The following is a 16183-nucleotide window of genomic DNA, read 5'->3' as shown; positions in this document are numbered from 1 at the left end:
GGGGTGGTCCGGGTGGATAGGGCGCCGTGGGGGTCTCGGCGCGGGCCGGGCGGCTGGTGTCTCGGTGCGTGCCGGGCAGGGGCTCAGTGTGTGTCGGCCGACGGGTCGGTCAGTGGGATCCGCCCGAGAGCTGGAGGCCGATGACGCCCACGATGACCAGCGTGATCGAGACCAGCTTCAGCGTGGAGACCAGGTCATCGAGGAAGATCATTCCGTAGATCGCGGTGCCCGCGGCGCCGATCCCGGTCCACACCGCGTACGCGGGGCCGACGTCGAGCCGCTTCAGGGCCAGGGTCAGCAGGCCGAAGCTGCTCAGCGCGAACAGTGCGAAGGAAATCGTCGGCCAGAGCCGGGTGAAGCCGTGGGAGAGCTTGAGGCAGACGGCGAAGCCGGTCTCCAGGAACCCGGCGACGATGACCAGCAGCCACGCCATGGATGTGTGCCTCCCACGCCTCGGCGAACCGCTGTCCGCTTCGTCCGCTCGCGAACCGCCTGTCCGGTTCGGTGCCGATTATGCATTCACCGCGCGGTCCGCCGGGCAAACAACGACGAGGTCAGTCCCCCTCGCGCCGCTCCCGGGTGGCAAGCAGCCGCCGCAGCGAATACAGCCGCGCCGGGTCGGCGTGCCCCGCCTCCACCCACGCGTCGAGCGCGCAGTCCTGCTCGTCGTGGCTGCACGCGCGCGGGCACTCCTCCGTGCCCGGCACCAGGTCGGGGAAGGCGTTGATGACCCGCGACGGGTCGACGTGGTGCAGGCCGAACGACCGCACGCCCGGGGTGTCGATCACCCAGCCCTCCGCGTCGGTGAGGGGGAGGGCGAGCGCCGAGGTCGTGGTGTGCCGGCCGCGTCCCGTGACGGCGTTGACATGGCCGGTGATGCGTCTGCGGTCCTTCGGCACCAGGGCGTTGACCAGGGTCGTCTTGCCCACCCCGGAGTGGCCGACGAACGCCGTGACGTGCCCGTCGAGCAACTCCCGCACCCGGCCCGCCGCGTCCCCGTCGACCAGCTCCTCGCGGCTGGTCACCACGTACGGGAAGTCCAGCGCGCCGTACGCCTCCAGGATCTTGTCGGCCGGGGCCAGGTCGGACTTGGTCAGGACGAGGAGAGGGGAGAGCCCCGCGTCGTACGCCGCGACCAGGCAGCGGTCGATCAGGCGTGGCCGGGGCTCGGGGTCGGCAAGGGCGGTGACGATGGCGAGCTGGTCGGCGTTGGCGACCACCACGCGTTCGTACGGATCGTCGTCGTCGGCCGTGCGGCGCAGCACCGAGGCGCGCTCCTCGATGCGGACGATGCGGGCCAGGGTGTCCTTCTTGCCGGACAGGTCGCCGACGACGGCCACCCGGTCGCCGACCACCGCCGCCTTGCGGCCCAGCTCGCGTGCCTTCATCGCCATGACCACCCGGTCCTCGACGAGGCAGGTCAGGCGGCCGCGGTCCACGGTCAGGACCATGGCCTCGGCGGCGTCCTCGTGCTTGGGCCGGATGTGGGTGCGGGGGCGGTTGCCCTTGCGGTTGGGACGGACCCGGATGTCGTCCTCGTCGGGGTTCTTGCCGTAACGGCGCATCGCGGTGCCTTATCCCTGCTGGTTCCCGAGCATCGTGGTCCACATGTCGGGGAAGTCCGGCAGGGTCTTCGCCGTCGTCGCGACGTTCTCGATCTGCACTCCGTCGACCGCGAGCCCGATCACCGAGCCCGCCGTCGCCATGCGGTGGTCGTCGTACGTGTGGAAGGTGCCGCCGTGCAGTGCGCGCGGGCGGATGTGCAGGCCGTCGGCGGTCTCGGTGACATCGCCGCCCAGGCCGTTGATCTCCTTGGTGAGGGCCGCCAGGCGGTCCGTCTCGTGCAGTCGCAGGTGGGCCACGCCGCGCAGCGTGGACGGGCCGTCGGCGAGCGCCGCGACCGCGGCGATCACCGGGGTGAGCTCGCCGACCTCGCTCAGGTCCACGTCGATGCCGTGGATCTTGCCCGAGCCGGTGAACTCCAGGCCCTTGTCCGTCAGTTCGCAGGAGCCGCCCATCTCCGTGAAGATGTCGCGCAGCTTGTCGCCGGGCTGCGTGGTGCGGGCCGGCCAGTCGGGGATGCTCACGCGGCCACCGGTGACCAGGGCCGCCGCCATGAACGGCTGGGCGTTGGACAGGTCCGGCTCGATGGTCAGGTCACGGCCGCGCAGGGCGCCGGGGGCGACCTTCCAGACGTCCGGTTCGCCGCCCGACTCCGGCTCCTCCACCTGGGCGCCGACCTCGCGCAGCATGTCGACCGTCATGCGGATGTGCGCCATGGAGGGCAGGCTGCTGCCCACGTGGCGGACCTCCACGCCCTCCTCGAAGCGCGGCGCCGAAAGCAGCAGGGCGCTGACGAACTGCGAGGACGAGGACGCGTCGATCTCGACCCGGCCGCCCTTGAGGGAGCCGGTGCCGTGCACGGTCAGGGGGAGGGAGCCGCGGCCCTCGTCGTCGATCTCCGCGCCGAGCACCCGCAGGGCGTCGATCACACCGTGCAGCGGGCGTTCGTACGACCTCGGGTCGCCGTCGAAGCGCACCTGGCCGTCGGCGAGCGCCGCGACCGGGGGCATGAAGCGCATGACCGTGCCCGCGTTCCCCACGTCGACCGTGGCCGGGCCGCGCAGGTCGGCGGGGGTGACGTGCCAGGCCTCCGCACCGTCGGGACCCGTGGTCTGCTCGATGCCGACGCCGAGGGCGCGCAGCGCGGCGGCCATCAGCACGGTGTCGCGGGAGCGCAGCGGGCGGCGCAGGACGCCCGGCTCGGCGGCGAGCGCGGCGAGGACCAGGGCGCGGTTGGTGACCGATTTGGAGCCGGGCACATGGACCGTCGCGTCGACGGCTCCGCTCGCGGTCGGGGCGGGCCAGAGGGCGGTGTGCGCGGGGTTTTCGGTCATGCCCTCACTTTAATCGCTGAGCCGGGGCCCGGATTTTGCCTGTGGATAACTTCCCCGTACCGGCGTTCGTGCTGGTCGGGGCCGGTGCCGGGGCCGGTGTCACGGCTGGAGGGGCGAACCGCGGCCGGGTCTTCAGAGGCCGAGCAGCCAGCGGCCGCCGCCGAGCAGGGAGCACAGCGAGACCGCGTGGAAGAAGAACAGCCAGAGCCCCGCCGGGACATGGGTCAGCCGGGACAGCTGGTCCGCGTCCGAGTCCGGCGCCCCGCCGTGCCGCCGCTTGCCCTGCAGCTCGAAGGCGGGGCGTACGCCACCGAGCAGCAGGAACCACACCACCACGTACGCGAAGCCCGCCTGCACCTCCGGCTCGGCCAGCCAGGAGATCAGCAGGAACGCGCCGCCGGTGACGATCACGGTGAGGGCGCCGTAGGCGTTGCGGATCATCACGAGGAGGGCGATGAGCAGGGCCGTGGCCAGCCAAAGGAGAAGCGTGATGTGGTCCGCGGCGAGCAGCCAGGCGCCGCCGAGGCCGAGCAGCGGCGGGGCGGTGTACCCGGCGGCCGCGGTGAGGATCATGCCGATCCCGGTGGGCTTGCCCCGGCTGACGGTCAGGCCCGAGGTGTCGCTGTGCAGCCGGATGCCGTCGAGCTTGCGGCCGGTGAGCAGGGCGACCAGGCCGTGCCCGCCCTCGTGCGCGATGGTGACGGCGTTACGGGTGACCCGCCAGACGCTGTGCGGCACGACCGCGGCGAGCGCGACCACCGCCATGGCGATCACCAGCCACTGGTCCGGGTCCGGCTGAGTGCCGAAGACCCGGTCCCACAGGGCGGTCACGGGCGTGGCTGCGGTGGTGTGCATGCGCGGAACAGGCTCCCGTCGGCGTAAGCGGATCTGGCAGTGTGGCACGTATGTGCGGACGGTATGCATCGAGTCGTAGGCCCGAGGATCTCGCCGGTATCTTCGAGATCGAGAAGTGGGAGCCCGAGGAGGCGCTCGCCGCCGACTACAACGTGGCCCCCACCAAAGAGGTCTACGCGGTACTCGACCGTCCCGTGAAAGACGCCGCCGACCGGCGTCCGGTTCGCCAGTTGCGCACCCTGAAGTGGGGGCTCGTGCCGTCCTGGGCGAAGTCGCCGGAGGGCGCGGCACGGATGATCAACGCGCGCGCGGAGACGGTGCACGAGAAGCCCTCGTACCGCCGGGCCTTCACCAGCCGCCGCTGCATCCTTCCCGCGGACGGCTATTACGAGTGGGTGACCGCCCCGGAGGAGCGCGAGCTCGAGGTCGAGGGGCGCAAGAAGCGGCCCCGTAAGCAGCCGTACTTCGTCACCCCGGCCGACGGCTCGGTCTTCGCGATGGCCGGGCTCTACGAGTTCTGGCGCGACCGGACGCTGCCGGACGACCACCCGCAGGCCTGGTGGGTGACGTGCTCGGTGATCACCACGGAGGCGGAGGCGGGCCCGCTCGGCGTCGCTCCGGCGGACGGCCCGCGGTCGCTCGCGGACATCCACCCGCGGATGCCGCTGATGCTCACGCCGGACCGCTGGGACGCGTGGCTGGACCCCGCGCACACCGATGTGGCGGACCTGCGCGGGCTGCTCGCGCCGCCGCCCGAGGGCCTGATGCGGGCCTATCCGGTGTCGACCGCGGTCAGCAATGTGCGCAACGCCGGGCCCGAGCTGCTGAAGGAGCTGGAGGGGCCGGAGGAGGGAACGCTGTTCTGACCCCCGGCAGCGCGCATCCGGCAGCGCACGTGCGGCAGTGCGTATCCGGCGGCGCACTGTCCGGCGGCGCACTATGGGTGCGTGACCAAGAACGTGACCCTCGTCGACACCCCGCCGGGACAGGCCCGCATCACCTGGTTCCCCGGCAAGCACGCGCGGTGCACCCTCGCCCTCAGTCACGGTGCCGGCGGCGGCATCGAGGCGCGTGACCTGCGGGCGCTCGCCGCCGAACTCCCCACCCAGGGCGTGACCGTGGCCCTCGTCGAGCAGCCCTGGCGGGTGGCCGGGAAGAAGGTGGCGCCCGCCCCGAAGACCCTGGACGCGGGCTGGCGCGCCCTGTGGCCCGCGCTCACCGAACCCGGGCTCCCGGTGATCGCCGGAGGCCGCAGCGCGGGCGCGCGCGTGGCGTGCCGTACCGCCGGAGAACTCGGCGCGTGCGCCGTGCTCGCCCTGAGCTTCCCGCTGCACCCGCCGGGCAAGCCGGAGAAGTCGCGCGCCGATGAGCTGCTCGGCAGCGGTGTGCCCACGCTGGTCGTGCAGGGCGGCAACGACCCGTTCGGCAAGCCCGCGGAGTTCCCCGAGGGCGGGTACGACCTGGTGGAGGTCCCGTACGGCGATCACGGTTTCGCCGTGCCGAAGCGGGCGGAGATTTCTCAGGACGAGGCGCTGGCGGTCATCACGCGTGAAGTCGCCGCCTGGATCAAGGGCGTTCGGGAATGCTGAGGCCGTGACGGCTGTTGTGGCGGGTGTCAGCAAGTACCGGAGACTGTGAGGGAGTCCGCCGCATGGGTTCGATCGCCTGCCCGAGCCGCGCCAGCGCCGCTGACCTGGAAAGGTCGATGCTGGCAGCGGCCAAGACCGCCCCTATTCGGGCGGCGGGCGGACCGGATCGTCGTCTATCCTCCGATTCGAGCGGGGTCGGATTCGATCCCGTCCTGTCGCTGGAGGAGGTGGGTCAGGTCACTGGTACCGACGAGGGCCGCGTGCAGGAAGCCGCGGAAGAGACGGCTGCCGAGCGCAACGCCCGCTTCGAGCGCGACGCGCTGGAATTCCTCGACCAGATGTACTCGGCCGCGCTGCGGATGACGCGGAACCCCGCCGACGCCGAGGACCTGGTGCAGGAGACGTACGCGAAGGCGTACGCCTCCTTCCACCAGTTCCGTGAGGGCACCAACCTCAAGGCGTGGCTGTACCGCATCCTCACGAACACGTTCATCAACTCGTACCGCAAGAAGCAGCGCGAGCCCCAGCGCAGTGCCGCCGAGGAGATCGAGGACTGGCAGCTGGCGCGCGCCGAGTCGCACATGTCGACCGGTCTGCGCTCCGCCGAGTCCCAGGCGCTCGACCACCTGCCGGACTCGGACGTCAAGGCAGCGCTGCAGGCGATCCCCGAGGAGTTCCGCATCGCCGTCTATCTGGCGGATGTCGAGGGCTTTGCCTACAAGGAGATCGCGGACATCATGGGAACCCCCATCGGTACGGTGATGTCCCGGTTGCACCGGGGCCGCAGGCAGTTGCGCGGCATGCTCGAGGACTACGCGAAGGACCGCGGCCTTGTCCCCGCGGGCGCCACCACCGGTACGACGGAGTCGTCGAACGGAACGAAAGGTTCGGGCTCATGAGCTGCGGAGACCCGCACGAGACGGACTGCTCTGAAGTCCTGGACCATCTCTATGAGTTCCTGGACCACGAGATGCCCGACAGTGACTGCACCAAGTTCGAGACGCACTTCGAGGAGTGCTCCCCGTGCTTGGAGAAGTACGGCCTGGAACAGGCCGTGAAGAAGCTGGTCAAGAGGTGCTGCGGACACGATGACGTGCCGACCGACCTGCGCGCCAAGGTGATGGGCCGGATCGATCTGATCCGCTCGGGCCAGGCCGTGCCCGAGCACGACCTGACGGCCGCCGCGGAGGCCCCCGCGCGTGCGCAGCGGCACCCCTCGCCCGCGCCGTCGCCTTCGCCGCAGGAGTCCTGAGAGCTGCCGGCTTTGGGGTTCTGAACTCCCGTGCCGTAGCACAGAGTTGAAGCCCCGCGGGGTGCCTTTCGGGCGGTCCGTGGGTGCTGTCACCCGATGGTGCTAATCCGCGGTCGCATAAGCCGCGGAATCCCTCGATCCCCCCTCTCTGGCCCTGCCGCCGTCCTATTCTCCGGAACCTGGTACGGCTGGCAGCACCGGGGGAGGAGGGCGCGATGCGGTCCGTTCCCGTCCGGGCCTGGGCCTACATCGGGTGCGTCGCCCTCTGCGCCGCGCTCTGCGCCGGGCCCGCGCTCACCTCGGCAGGCACCCCGTGGGGCGCTGTTGCCCTGCTCGCCGTGCTGTACGCCGGGTGCGAGCAGATCACCCGGTGCCGCTTCCTCGGCCAGCGTGCCCCGCGCGGCATGGTCGCCTTCTTCCCCGTGCTGCTCGCCGGGGCGTTCCTGCTCCCGCCCGCCGCCGCCGCGCTCGTCGCCGTGCCCGGCGCCGTGTTCGCCCGGGTCGAGCGCAGCCCCGCCACGCCCCGCCGGATCTGGCGCGGCGCCCAGCTCGCCGTGGCCTGCGCGGCCGCCGCCACCGTCCATGTCGCCCTGGGCGGACGGGAGTTGCTCGCCGCGGGCACCCCGCCGACGCCGGACTTCCCGGCCGCCCTCGCCCCCGCCACGGCCGCCGCGCTGGCCTTCGCCCTGGTCGTGGCGGCGCTCGACGGCGGCATCCTGGCGACGGCGGAACGGGTCCCGCTGCGCACGGCCTGGCGCGGCCTCTTCCCGCGCTCCCTCACGCCCGTCGTCGTACACGGCTTCGCCGGACTGATGATGGCCGTCCTGTGGCGCAGCCCGTACGGGCCACCGGCCGCCCTCCTCGTACTGCTGCCGATGTACCTCTCCTGCTGGGTGTTCGCCCAGTACCACCGCGAGCGCGCCGCCCACCAGGCCACCATCCGGGCCCTGGTGCAGGCCGTCGACATCAAGGACGAGTACACGCGCGGGCACAGCGAGCGGGTCGGGGAGGCGTCCGTCCTGATCGCCCGCGAGCTGGGCATGGCCGACGAGCGGGTGGAGGTACTCCGGTTCGCCGGGATCCTGCACGACGTGGGCAAACTCGGCGTCCCCACCCGGCTGTTGCGCAAGGACGGCCCGCTCACCCCCGAGGAGCGGCGGATCATCGAACTGCACCCGGAGTACGGGCACGAGATGGTGCGCGGCATCAGCTTCCTCGGCGAGGCCCGCGCGGCGATCCTGCACCACCACGAGCGGCTCGACGGCAGCGGCTACCCGTACGGCCTGGCCGGCCGGCAGATCCCCGAGTTCGCCCGCGTGGTCGCCGTGGCCGACGCCTTCGACGCGATGACGTCGACCCGCTCCTACAGCCGCGGCCGCCCCGTCGCGGACGCCCTGACCGAGCTGAAGCGGTGCGCGGGGCGGCAGTTCGACCCGCAGATGGTGCGGGCCCTGGTGCGCGCCCTCGACCGGCACGGCTGGCGTCCCGCCGTCACCGCCGACTCCCCGGAGGGCGAGGGCGGCAGGCACCGCCGGAACGTGCCGCCACCGCGCGGCCCGCGCAGCCCCGTCGCCGGGGACCGCGCCCGGTGAGCGCCAAGGTCGCCGCCACCAAGGTCAGGGCGCCGCTCGCGGTACGGGCCGTGCACCTGGTCACCGCCCTCCTCGTGCTCGGCTCGCTCGCGCACGTGCTGTGGTCCGGGCTCGCCGACCGGGGCGTGGCCCTGGCCTTCGGCGCCCTCGTGGCCGTCGGTGAGCTGGCCCGCGGGGGCGACCCGGCCCAGGAGCGGGAGCCCGCACCGCTCGGTGCCGCCGGGGCGCTCGCGTACGCGCTGCTCGGGGAGAACGCCGGGCACCCCACCATGCACAGCGCCCTCCAGGTGGTCGCGGTGACCTCGGCCGCCTTCCTGGTGGGGTGCGTGCCGCAGGTCGCGCTCGGCCGGGCGCCGCTGCCGGACCACCTCGCGCGCCGGGTGCTGAGCACGGCCTTCGCCGCGGTGTGCTTCCAACCCCTGTACAACTCCGGCAAGTTGACGGACCTGCTCGGGCCGGGACCCGCCTACGCGCTGTGGCTGGTCGTGCTGCTCGCGCTCACCGCGCTCTGCGACGCGGTGCTCGCCGCCGCCCTGGTGCGGGCCCGTACCCGCTGGCCGTTCGGGCCGCTGCTCCGCGACGAGCTGCGGGCCATGCGCGGCATCGGCTCCGCGGTCGGCGCGACCGGTGTCGTGCTCGCCCTCGCGGTGGCCGTCGCGGGTCTGTGGGCGCTGCCGGTGTTCTGCCTGCCGCTGCTCCTCACCCAGCTCTCCTTCAGCCGGTACGCCGCGGTGCGCACCACCTACCGGCAGACCATCACGTCCCTCGCGCGGGCCACCGAGATCGCCGGGTACACCCCGCAGGGGCACGCCCGCCGGGTCGCCGCGCTCAGCCGGGCCGTCGGCCGTGACCTCGGTCTCACCGCGGCCGACCTGGTCGTCCTCGAGTACGCGGCCCTGATGCACGACATCGGGCAGCTCTCCCTCGTCGACCCGGTGCCCGACGGCGCCACCGCCGTGCTGCCCGCCACCGAGCAGCGCCGTATCGCCCTGCTCGGCGGGGCCGTGGTGCGGCAGACCGGGGTGCCCGCCGATGTCGCGGTGGTGGTCGAGCTGCAGGCCGATCCGTACCGTGAGCAGCCGCTCACCGCGCGCATCGTCCGTACCGCGAACGCATACGACGAGATGGCGCGGAAAGAAGGACCCGGAGGGCCGCTGGCCGCGCTTGAGCGGCTGCGGCTCGGCACCGGCCACGACCACCAGCCGGAGGTCGTGGAGTCCCTGGCCCGGGTGCTCTCCCGGGGCGGTCTCGCCCCGGTCGGCGGCTGAGGCCGTGGGCCGCGCACCCGCCCGCCGCACGCCGGTGCGGGACCGAGTTCCCGTAGTGGTGCCGGGCCGGGACTTTCCCCGGGATCAGCGGCTCCCATCAGGGATCTCCGGGCCCTGCCTGGGTAACCCATGGGTAATGAGCGGGCGTCCGACCGGGCATGGTTGGATGCGAAGTGCAGGGTGTCCGGGGGCAAAGGCCCGATGCTGCACTGATTGTGGAACGACCTGGGCAGGCGGGAATCGTGAGGATCTTCGGCAAGGGACGGCACCGGCCCTCCGCCTCCTGGCGGCAGGCCACAGACCGTGCGTTCACGCTCATCGGCGACGGCCGGTACGAGGACGCGGGAGCGCTCCTGACCCGCGCCGCCGACCTGGAGCCGTGGCTCTCGGAGTCCTGGTTCAACCTCGCGTTGCTGCACAAGTTCCGGCACGACTGGGAGCAGGCGCGGGCCGCAGGTCTGCGCGCTGTCGCCCTGCTCGACCGGGAGACCGGCGCCCCGGACTGGTGGAACGTGGGCATCGCCGCGACCGCCCTGCAGGACTGGCCCCTCGCCCGCCGCGCCTGGCAGGCGTACGGACTGAAGGTGCCCGGCGGCACGGTCGGCGGTGAGGCGCCGCTCGGCATGGAGCTGGGCAGCGCGGCCGTGCGGCTCTCCCCGGAGGGCGAGGCCGAAGTGGTGTGGGGCCGCCGCCTCGACCCCGCCCGGATCGAGGTGCTGTCCATCCCGCTGCCGTCGTCCGGCCGGCGCTGGGGCGAGGTCGTGCTGCACGACGGCGTCCCGCACGGCGAGCGGACCACCGGCGCGGGCCGCTCGTACCCCGTCTTCGACGAGATCGAGCTGTGGGCGCCCTCGCCCGTGCCGACCTGGGTGGTGCTCCTGGAAGCGGCGACGGAGGCCGACCGGGACGCCCTGGAGCGGCTCGCGGCGGACGCCGGGTTCGCCGCCGAGGACTGGTCGTCCTCGGTGCGGCTGCTCTGCCGGATGTGCTCGGAGTCCCGGATGCCCAGCGACGAGGGCGACGGCGAGCACCTCGACCCGCACGACCACAGTGAGCCCGGCCACCCGGGACCGCTCGGGCACCGCAGCCCCGGTGCGCTGTGGGTACCGGAGCGCGAGTGCGGCATCGCGGCGCCCGCGGGCCTGGTGCGCGGGCTGCTCGACGGCTGGGTGGCGGACAGCCCGGACTCCCGTGACTGGCGGGATCTCGAAGAAGTCTGCTGACGGCGGCCCCGTAGGCTGTACCCCATCATCTGGCATGTTGAGGAAGGCGTACGTCGGACATGGCGCAGCAGGACACCGATCAGCAGACGGCGGCGAGCGCGGGCGTGCTCCCCGTCGACGACGAGGGCTTCGTCATCGACACCCAGGACGGCGAGGCGCGTGAGGCGGCCTACCGTGAGCGCGGCACGGCCCGCCCGGTGACCGTCGTCGGCAACCCGGTGCTGCACAAGGAGTGCAAGGACGTCACGGAATTCGGCGACGAGCTGGCGCAGCTGGTCGACGACATGTTCGCCAGCCAGCGCGCCGCCGAGGGCGTGGGCCTGGCCGCGAACCAGATCGGTGTCGACCTCAAGGTCTTCGTGTACGACTGCCCGGACGACGACGGCGCGCGGCACACCGGTGTCGTCTGCAACCCGGTGCTCCAGGAGCTCCCGGCCGAGCAGCGCCGCCTCGACGACGGCAACGAGGGCTGCCTCTCGGTGCCCACCGCGTACGCCGAGCTCGCCCGCCCCGACTACGCGGTGGTCAAGGGCCAGGACGAGAAGGGCAACCCGATCACCGTGCGCGGCACCGGCTTCTTCGCCCGCTGCCTGCAGCACGAGACGGACCACCTGTACGGCTACCTGTACATCGACCGCCTCTCCAAGCGTGAGCGCAAGGAAGCCCTGCGGCAGATGGCCGAGGGCACGCCGCGGTACGAGGTCGTGCCCAACGACTAGGCCGCACAGTCGAGTTCACGTCTCAGGGGTCGGTCACGCCACGCGGGCCGGCCCCTGAAACGTGCGCCGGTACGCGTTCGGGGTCGTGCCCAGGGTGCGCAGGAAGTGGTGGCGGAGCGCGGCCGCGGTGCCGAAGCCGACGCGGCCCGCGATGGCGTCGACCGTCTCGTCGCCGGACTCAAGCAACTCCTGGGCGCGCAGCACGCGTTGGCGCAGCAGCCAGCGGTACGGGGTGGTGCCGGTCTCCTGCAGGAAGCGGCGGGCGAACGTGCGCGGTGACATATGGGCGCGGGCGGCGAGCTGCTCGACGGTGACGTCCTCGTGCAGGTGCCGCTCAAGCCAGGCCAGGACCTCGCCGACGGTGTCGCAGGCGGTGGCGGGCAACGGCCGGGCCACGTACTGCGCCTGGCCGCCGTCGCGGTGCGGCGGGACGACCATACGGCGCGCGATCGCGTTGGCGACCTCGGTGCCGTGCTCCTTGCGGACCAGGTGCAGGCAGGCGTCGATCCCGGCGGCGGTGCCCGCGGAAGTGATCACCGGGTCCTCGTCGACGTAGAGCACATCGGGCTCCACGCGGGCGCGCGGGTAGCGGACGGCGAGTTCGCGCGCGTACCGCCAGTGCACCGCGCAGCGGCGGCCGTCGAGCAGGCCGGCCTCGCCGAGGACGAAGGCGCCGGAGCAGACCGAGAGGACCCGGGCGCCCCGGTCCACCGCGCGGCGCAGGGCGTCGAGCAGCTCGGGCGGGTAGGGCCGGTCGGCGGCGTGCGGGCGGGCCGCGGGGACGGCGACGAGGTCGGCCTCCTCCAGGCGGTCGAGGCCGTACGGCGTCGTGATGGTGAAACCGGCGTTGGCGTTCAGGGTCGGCCCCTCGGCGGAGACCACCGCGAAGTCGTACACCGGCAGGCCCTCGTCGCCGCGGTCGAGGCCGAACACCTCGCAGATCACGCCGAGTTCGAAGGGGTGCACGTCGTCGAGGAGCACTGCGGCCACATTCGTCAGCATGGCGTCAGTGTGCCGCCGGGTTGGCAGGATGTCGAGCTTTCCTGTCAGTCCTGCCACTCACCCCGAGGCGCCGGGCGGGCCAGAGTAAGGGGCATGAACTCAACACACACCTTGCTCAACACAGTCGGCGTCCTCGGGGTCTTCCTCCTCCTCGCGCTCCCCTCCCTCATCGGCCACCTCCACGACCGGCGCGTGGACCGGCAGTTGAGGGCGGCGGAGCGAGGGGAGGGGCAGCCCGGGGCGGCCCGGAAGCCGGCTCAGAACTCGTCGTCGAAGGAGACCGAGCCCTCCACGGCCACCTGGTACGCGGACGGCCTGCGCTCGAAGAAGTTGGTCAACTCCTGAACGCCCTGCAGCTCCATGAACGAGAACGGGTTCTCGGAGCCGTACACCGGGGCGAAGCCGAGGCGGGTCAGGCGCTGGTCGGCGACGCACTCCAGGTACTGCCGCATCGACTCGGTGTTCATGCCCGGCAGGCCCTCGCCGCACAGGTCACGGCCGAACTGCAGCTCCGCCTCGACGGCCTCGCGCAGCATGTCCGTGACCTGCTCCCGCAGCTTGTCGTCGAAGAGTTCGGGCTCCTCCTTGCGGACGGTGTCCACGACCTCGAAGGCGAAGTTCATGTGCATCGTCTCGTCCCGGAACACCCAGTTCGTGCCGGTGGCCAGGCCGTGCAGCAGGCCGCGGGAGCGGAACCAGTACACGTACGCGAAAGCGCCGTAGAAGAACAGCCCCTCGATGCACGCCGCGAAGCAGATCAGGTTGAGCAGGAAGCGGCGCCGGTCGGCCTGGGTCTCCAGGCGGTCGATGGACTCCACGGAGTCCATCCACTTGAAGCAGAACTCGGCCTTCTCGCGGATGGACGGGATGTTCTCCACCGCCGCGAAGGCCGCAGTGCGGTCCTCCGGGTCGGGCAGATACGTGTCGAGCAGCGTCAGATAGAACTGGACGTGCACGGCCTCCTCAAAGAGCTGGCGGCTCAAGTACAGCCGCGCCTCAGGGGAGTTGATGTGCTTGTAGAGCGTGAGCACGAGGTTGTTCGCGACGATCGAGTCGCCGGTCGCGAAGAACGCGACGAGCCGGCCGATCATGTGCTGCTCACCCGGTGACAGCTTCGCGAGGTCGGTGACGTCCGAGTGGAGGTCGACCTCCTCGACGGTCCAGGTGTTCTTGATCGCGTCCCGGTAGCGCTCGTAGAAGTCGGGGTAGCGCATGGGGCGCAGGGTCAGTTCGAAGCCCGGGTCGAGCAGGTTTTTGGTACGGCTTTCGGACATTACTGGCAGGCCTCGCAGGACTCGGGGTTTTCCAGGGAGCAGGCGACGGCGTCGGGGTCGGCGGCCTGCACGGGGATCGGGGTCGCGGCGCTCTGGGAGCCGGCCGCGCGGGCGATCCGGGTCGCGGGGCGGGACCGCAGGTAGTACGTGGTCTTCAGGCCCTGCTTCCAGGCGTACGCGTACATCGAGGAGAGCTTCCCGATGGTCGGCGTCTCCAGGAACAGGTTCAGCGACTGCGCCTGGTCGAGGTACGGGGTGCGGGCGGCGGCCATGTCGATCAGGCCGCGCTGCGGGATCTCCCAGGCCGTGCGGTAGAGGGCACGCACCTCCTCGGGCACCCAACCGAAGCCCTGCACCGAGCCGTTGGCCTCGCGCAGCGCCTCGCGGGTCTGCGCGTCCCAGACGCCGAGCCGCTTCAGCTCCTCCACCAGGTACGCGTTGACCTGGAGGAACTCCCCACTCAGCGTCTCGCGCTTGAAGAGGTTGGAGACCTGCGGCTCGATGCACTCGTAGACACCCGCGATGGACGCGATGGTGGCGGTCGGCGCGATGGCGAGCAGCAGCGAGTTGCGCATCCCGGTCGTGGCGATACGTTCCCGCAGCGCCGCCCAGCGCTCCGGCCAGTGCGCGGTCACGCCGTAGTGGTCGGGGTGCAGCACACCGCGCGCGGTACGGGTCTTCTCCCAGGCGGGCAACGGGCCGTTGCGCACGGCGAGTCCGGCGGACGCCTCGTACGCGGCGAGCATGATGCGCTCGGCGATGCGGGTGGAGAGGGTGCGCGCCTCGGGGGAGTCGAAGGGCAGCCGCAGCTTGAAGAACACGTCCTGCAGACCCATCGCGCCCAGGCCCACCGGGCGCCACTTGGCGTTGGAGCGGCCCGCCTGCTCGGTCGGGTAGAAGTTGATGTCGACGACGCGGTCGAGGAACGTCACGGCGGTACGGACGGTGGCGTCGAGGCGTTCCCAGTCGATGCCCTGCGAGCCGGCGTCCACGAACGAGCCGAGGTTGATGGACCCCAGGTTGCAGACCGCGGTCTCCCCGTCGTCCGTGACCTCCAGGATCTCGGTGCACAGGTTCGAGGAGTGCACCGTGTGGCCGGGCTCGGCGGTCTGGTTGGCGGTGCGGTTGGCGGCGTCCTTGAAGGTCATCCAGCCGTTGCCGGTCTGCGCGAGGGTGCGCATCATGCGGCCGTACAAGTCCCGTGCGGGGATGGTCTTCTGGGCCAGTCCGTCCGCCTCGGCCCTGCGGTACGCGGCGTCGAACTCCTCGCCCCACAGGTCGACGAGCTCGGGCACGTCGGCCGGCGAGAACAGCGACCAGTCCTGGTCGGCGTCGACGCGGCGCATGAACTCGTCGGGGATCCAGTGCGCGAGGTTGAGGTTGTGCGTGCGGCGCGCGTCCTCACCGGTGTTGTCGCGCAGCTCCAGGAACTCCTCGATGTCGGAGTGCCAGGTCTCCAGGTAGACGGCGGCCGCGCCCTTGCGGCGCCCGCCCTGGTTCACCGCGGCGACCGAGGCGTCGAGGGTCTTCAGGAACGGCACGATGCCGTTGGAGTGCCCGTTGGTGCCCCGGATCAGCGAACCCCGGCTGCGGATACGGGAGTACGAGAGGCCGATGCCACCGGCGTGCTTGGAGAGGCGGGCGACCTGGAGGTACCGGTCGTAGATGGAGTCCAGCTCGTCCAGAGGGGAGTCGAGCAGGTAGCAGGACGACATCTGCGGGTGCCGCGTACCGGAGTTGAAGAGGGTCGGCGAGGACGGCAGGTAGTCCAGGCGGCTCATCAGGCCGTACAGGGCGGCGACTTCGTCGAGGGCTCGGGTGCTGTCGTCCTCGGCGAGGCCCGCCGCGACGCGCAGCATGAAGTGCTGCGGGGTCTCGACGACCTTGCGGGTGAGGGGGTGCCGCAGCAGGTAGCGGCTGTGCAGGGTGCGCAGCCCGAAGTAGCCGAAGCGGTCGTCGGCGGCCGTGTCGATGAGGGCGTCGAGCCGCTCGGCGTGCGCCGCCACGAACGCGGCCGTACGGTCGGCGATCAGGCCTTCGCGGTGCCCGACGGCGACGGATTCGGTGAACGACGTGACGCCCTGCGAGGCCGCCTCGTCGGCGACGGTGCGGGTGAGCAGCCGGGCGGCGAGCCGGGAGTACGCCGGGTCCTCGGAGATCAGGCCCGCGGCGGCGTCGGTGGCCAGTTCGCGCAGTTCGGCCGCGTCCGAGCCCGCGTGCCGGCCGCGCAGTGCGGCTGCGGCGACCCGTCCCGGGTCGGTGTCGGGCAGGTCGGCGGTCAGCTCGGTCAGGGTGCGCAGGAGCGCGGTACCTGGGGCGTCTTCGTCGGCCCGGCCCGGTGCGGCCTGGGTTGAGACAGGATCGGCTGGCGCGATGGTCACGTGGAGCACTCCCTCGCTCGGCTCGGGGCCAGGCGGGCGGGAGTGGGCGTTGGGCGCACCGGGGAACGGCGTACCGCAGCGCGTCCACCGGCCCATTCCGCGAGGCCCGGACGTCGTCTGCACCCGGACCG

The 16183-nt window shown here is 72.1% G+C and carries 15 protein-coding genes; 8 read left to right on the top strand and 7 right to left on the bottom strand.

Annotation, left to right across the window (positions count from 1 at the left end):
* Positions 1-109 precede the first annotated feature (109 nt).
* The 4 genes from GUY60_RS06715 to GUY60_RS06700 form a co-directional block, all read right to left on the bottom strand.
* Entirely contained in the window at positions 110-433 is a 324-nt protein-coding gene (locus tag GUY60_RS06715; protein ID WP_161694798.1) for a DMT family transporter, read from the bottom strand.
* Between the two features lie 121 nt (positions 434-554).
* The gene (rsgA, locus tag GUY60_RS06710; protein WP_161694796.1) at positions 555-1565 is read right to left on the bottom strand and encodes a ribosome small subunit-dependent GTPase A; all 1011 of its coding nucleotides are present in this window, start codon (positions 1563-1565) and stop codon (positions 555-557) included.
* A 9-nt stretch (positions 1566-1574) separates the two neighbouring features.
* Complete coding sequence (aroA, locus tag GUY60_RS06705) at positions 1575-2897, bottom strand: 3-phosphoshikimate 1-carboxyvinyltransferase (RefSeq protein WP_161694794.1); 1323 nt, start codon at positions 2895-2897, stop codon at positions 1575-1577.
* A gap of 132 nt (positions 2898-3029) precedes the next feature.
* Positions 3030-3752: a M50 family metallopeptidase gene (locus tag GUY60_RS06700; protein WP_161694792.1), complete on the bottom strand. Its 723-nt coding sequence runs from the start codon at positions 3750-3752 to the stop codon at positions 3030-3032.
* Between the two features lie 50 nt (positions 3753-3802).
* On the opposite strand from GUY60_RS06700, the gene GUY60_RS06695 reads away from it, so the two are divergent.
* The 8 genes from GUY60_RS06695 to def all read left to right on the top strand — a co-directional run bounded on the left by GUY60_RS06695 (position 3803) and on the right by def (position 11395).
* Complete coding sequence (locus tag GUY60_RS06695; RefSeq protein ID WP_161694790.1) at positions 3803-4618, top strand: SOS response-associated peptidase; 816 nt, start codon at positions 3803-3805, stop codon at positions 4616-4618.
* 81 nt (positions 4619-4699) lie between these two features.
* A complete protein-coding gene (locus tag GUY60_RS06690) occupies positions 4700-5341 on the top strand; it encodes an alpha/beta hydrolase family protein (protein ID WP_161694788.1) in 642 nt (213 codons plus the stop codon).
* A 227-nt stretch (positions 5342-5568) separates the two neighbouring features.
* Positions 5569-6240, top strand: a complete 672-nt coding sequence (locus tag GUY60_RS06685; RefSeq protein ID WP_187369949.1) for a sigma-70 family RNA polymerase sigma factor — start codon at positions 5569-5571, stop codon at positions 6238-6240.
* Entirely contained in the window at positions 6237-6593 is a 357-nt protein-coding gene (gene rsrA, locus GUY60_RS06680; RefSeq protein ID WP_246234386.1) for a mycothiol system anti-sigma-R factor, read from the top strand. Before GUY60_RS06685 ends, rsrA begins: the two co-directional genes overlap by 4 nt.
* Positions 6594-6808: 215 nt before the next feature.
* Positions 6809-8185 (top strand): HD-GYP domain-containing protein, encoded by a 1377-nt coding sequence (locus tag GUY60_RS06675; RefSeq protein WP_161694784.1) that lies wholly within the window; start codon positions 6809-6811, stop codon positions 8183-8185.
* The gene (locus GUY60_RS06670) at positions 8182-9453 is read left to right on the top strand and encodes an HD-GYP domain-containing protein (RefSeq protein WP_376771170.1); all 1272 of its coding nucleotides are present in this window, start codon (positions 8182-8184) and stop codon (positions 9451-9453) included. Before GUY60_RS06675 ends, GUY60_RS06670 begins: the two co-directional genes overlap by 4 nt.
* A 242-nt stretch (positions 9454-9695) precedes the next feature.
* Positions 9696-10676 (top strand): tetratricopeptide repeat protein, encoded by a 981-nt coding sequence (locus tag GUY60_RS06665; protein ID WP_161694782.1) that lies wholly within the window; start codon positions 9696-9698, stop codon positions 10674-10676.
* 59 nt (positions 10677-10735) lie between these two features.
* Complete coding sequence (gene def, locus GUY60_RS06660; RefSeq protein WP_161694780.1) at positions 10736-11395, top strand: peptide deformylase; 660 nt, start codon at positions 10736-10738, stop codon at positions 11393-11395.
* A 33-nt stretch (positions 11396-11428) separates the two neighbouring features.
* Here def and GUY60_RS06655 read toward each other — a convergent pair whose 3' ends face one another.
* The 3 genes from GUY60_RS06655 to GUY60_RS06645 all read right to left on the bottom strand — a co-directional run bounded on the left by GUY60_RS06655 (position 11429) and on the right by GUY60_RS06645 (position 16052).
* On the bottom strand, positions 11429-12397 hold the full coding sequence (locus tag GUY60_RS06655) for a helix-turn-helix domain-containing protein (RefSeq protein WP_161694778.1): 969 nt from the start codon (positions 12395-12397) through the stop codon (positions 11429-11431).
* A gap of 257 nt (positions 12398-12654) precedes the next feature.
* Entirely contained in the window at positions 12655-13671 is a 1017-nt protein-coding gene (locus GUY60_RS06650; protein ID WP_161694776.1) for a ribonucleotide-diphosphate reductase subunit beta, read from the bottom strand.
* Positions 13671-16052 (bottom strand): ribonucleoside-diphosphate reductase subunit alpha, encoded by a 2382-nt coding sequence (locus GUY60_RS06645; RefSeq protein WP_161694774.1) that lies wholly within the window; start codon positions 16050-16052, stop codon positions 13671-13673. The genes GUY60_RS06650 and GUY60_RS06645 overlap by 1 nt, the downstream gene beginning before the upstream one ends.
* Between the last annotated feature and the right edge of the window lie 131 nt (positions 16053-16183).

It is taken from the genome of Streptomyces boluensis (assembly GCF_009908195.1).
Lineage (GTDB): Bacteria > Actinomycetota > Actinomycetes > Streptomycetales > Streptomycetaceae > Streptomyces > Streptomyces boluensis.
This window is presented reverse-complemented; position numbering and strand designations above follow the sequence as displayed.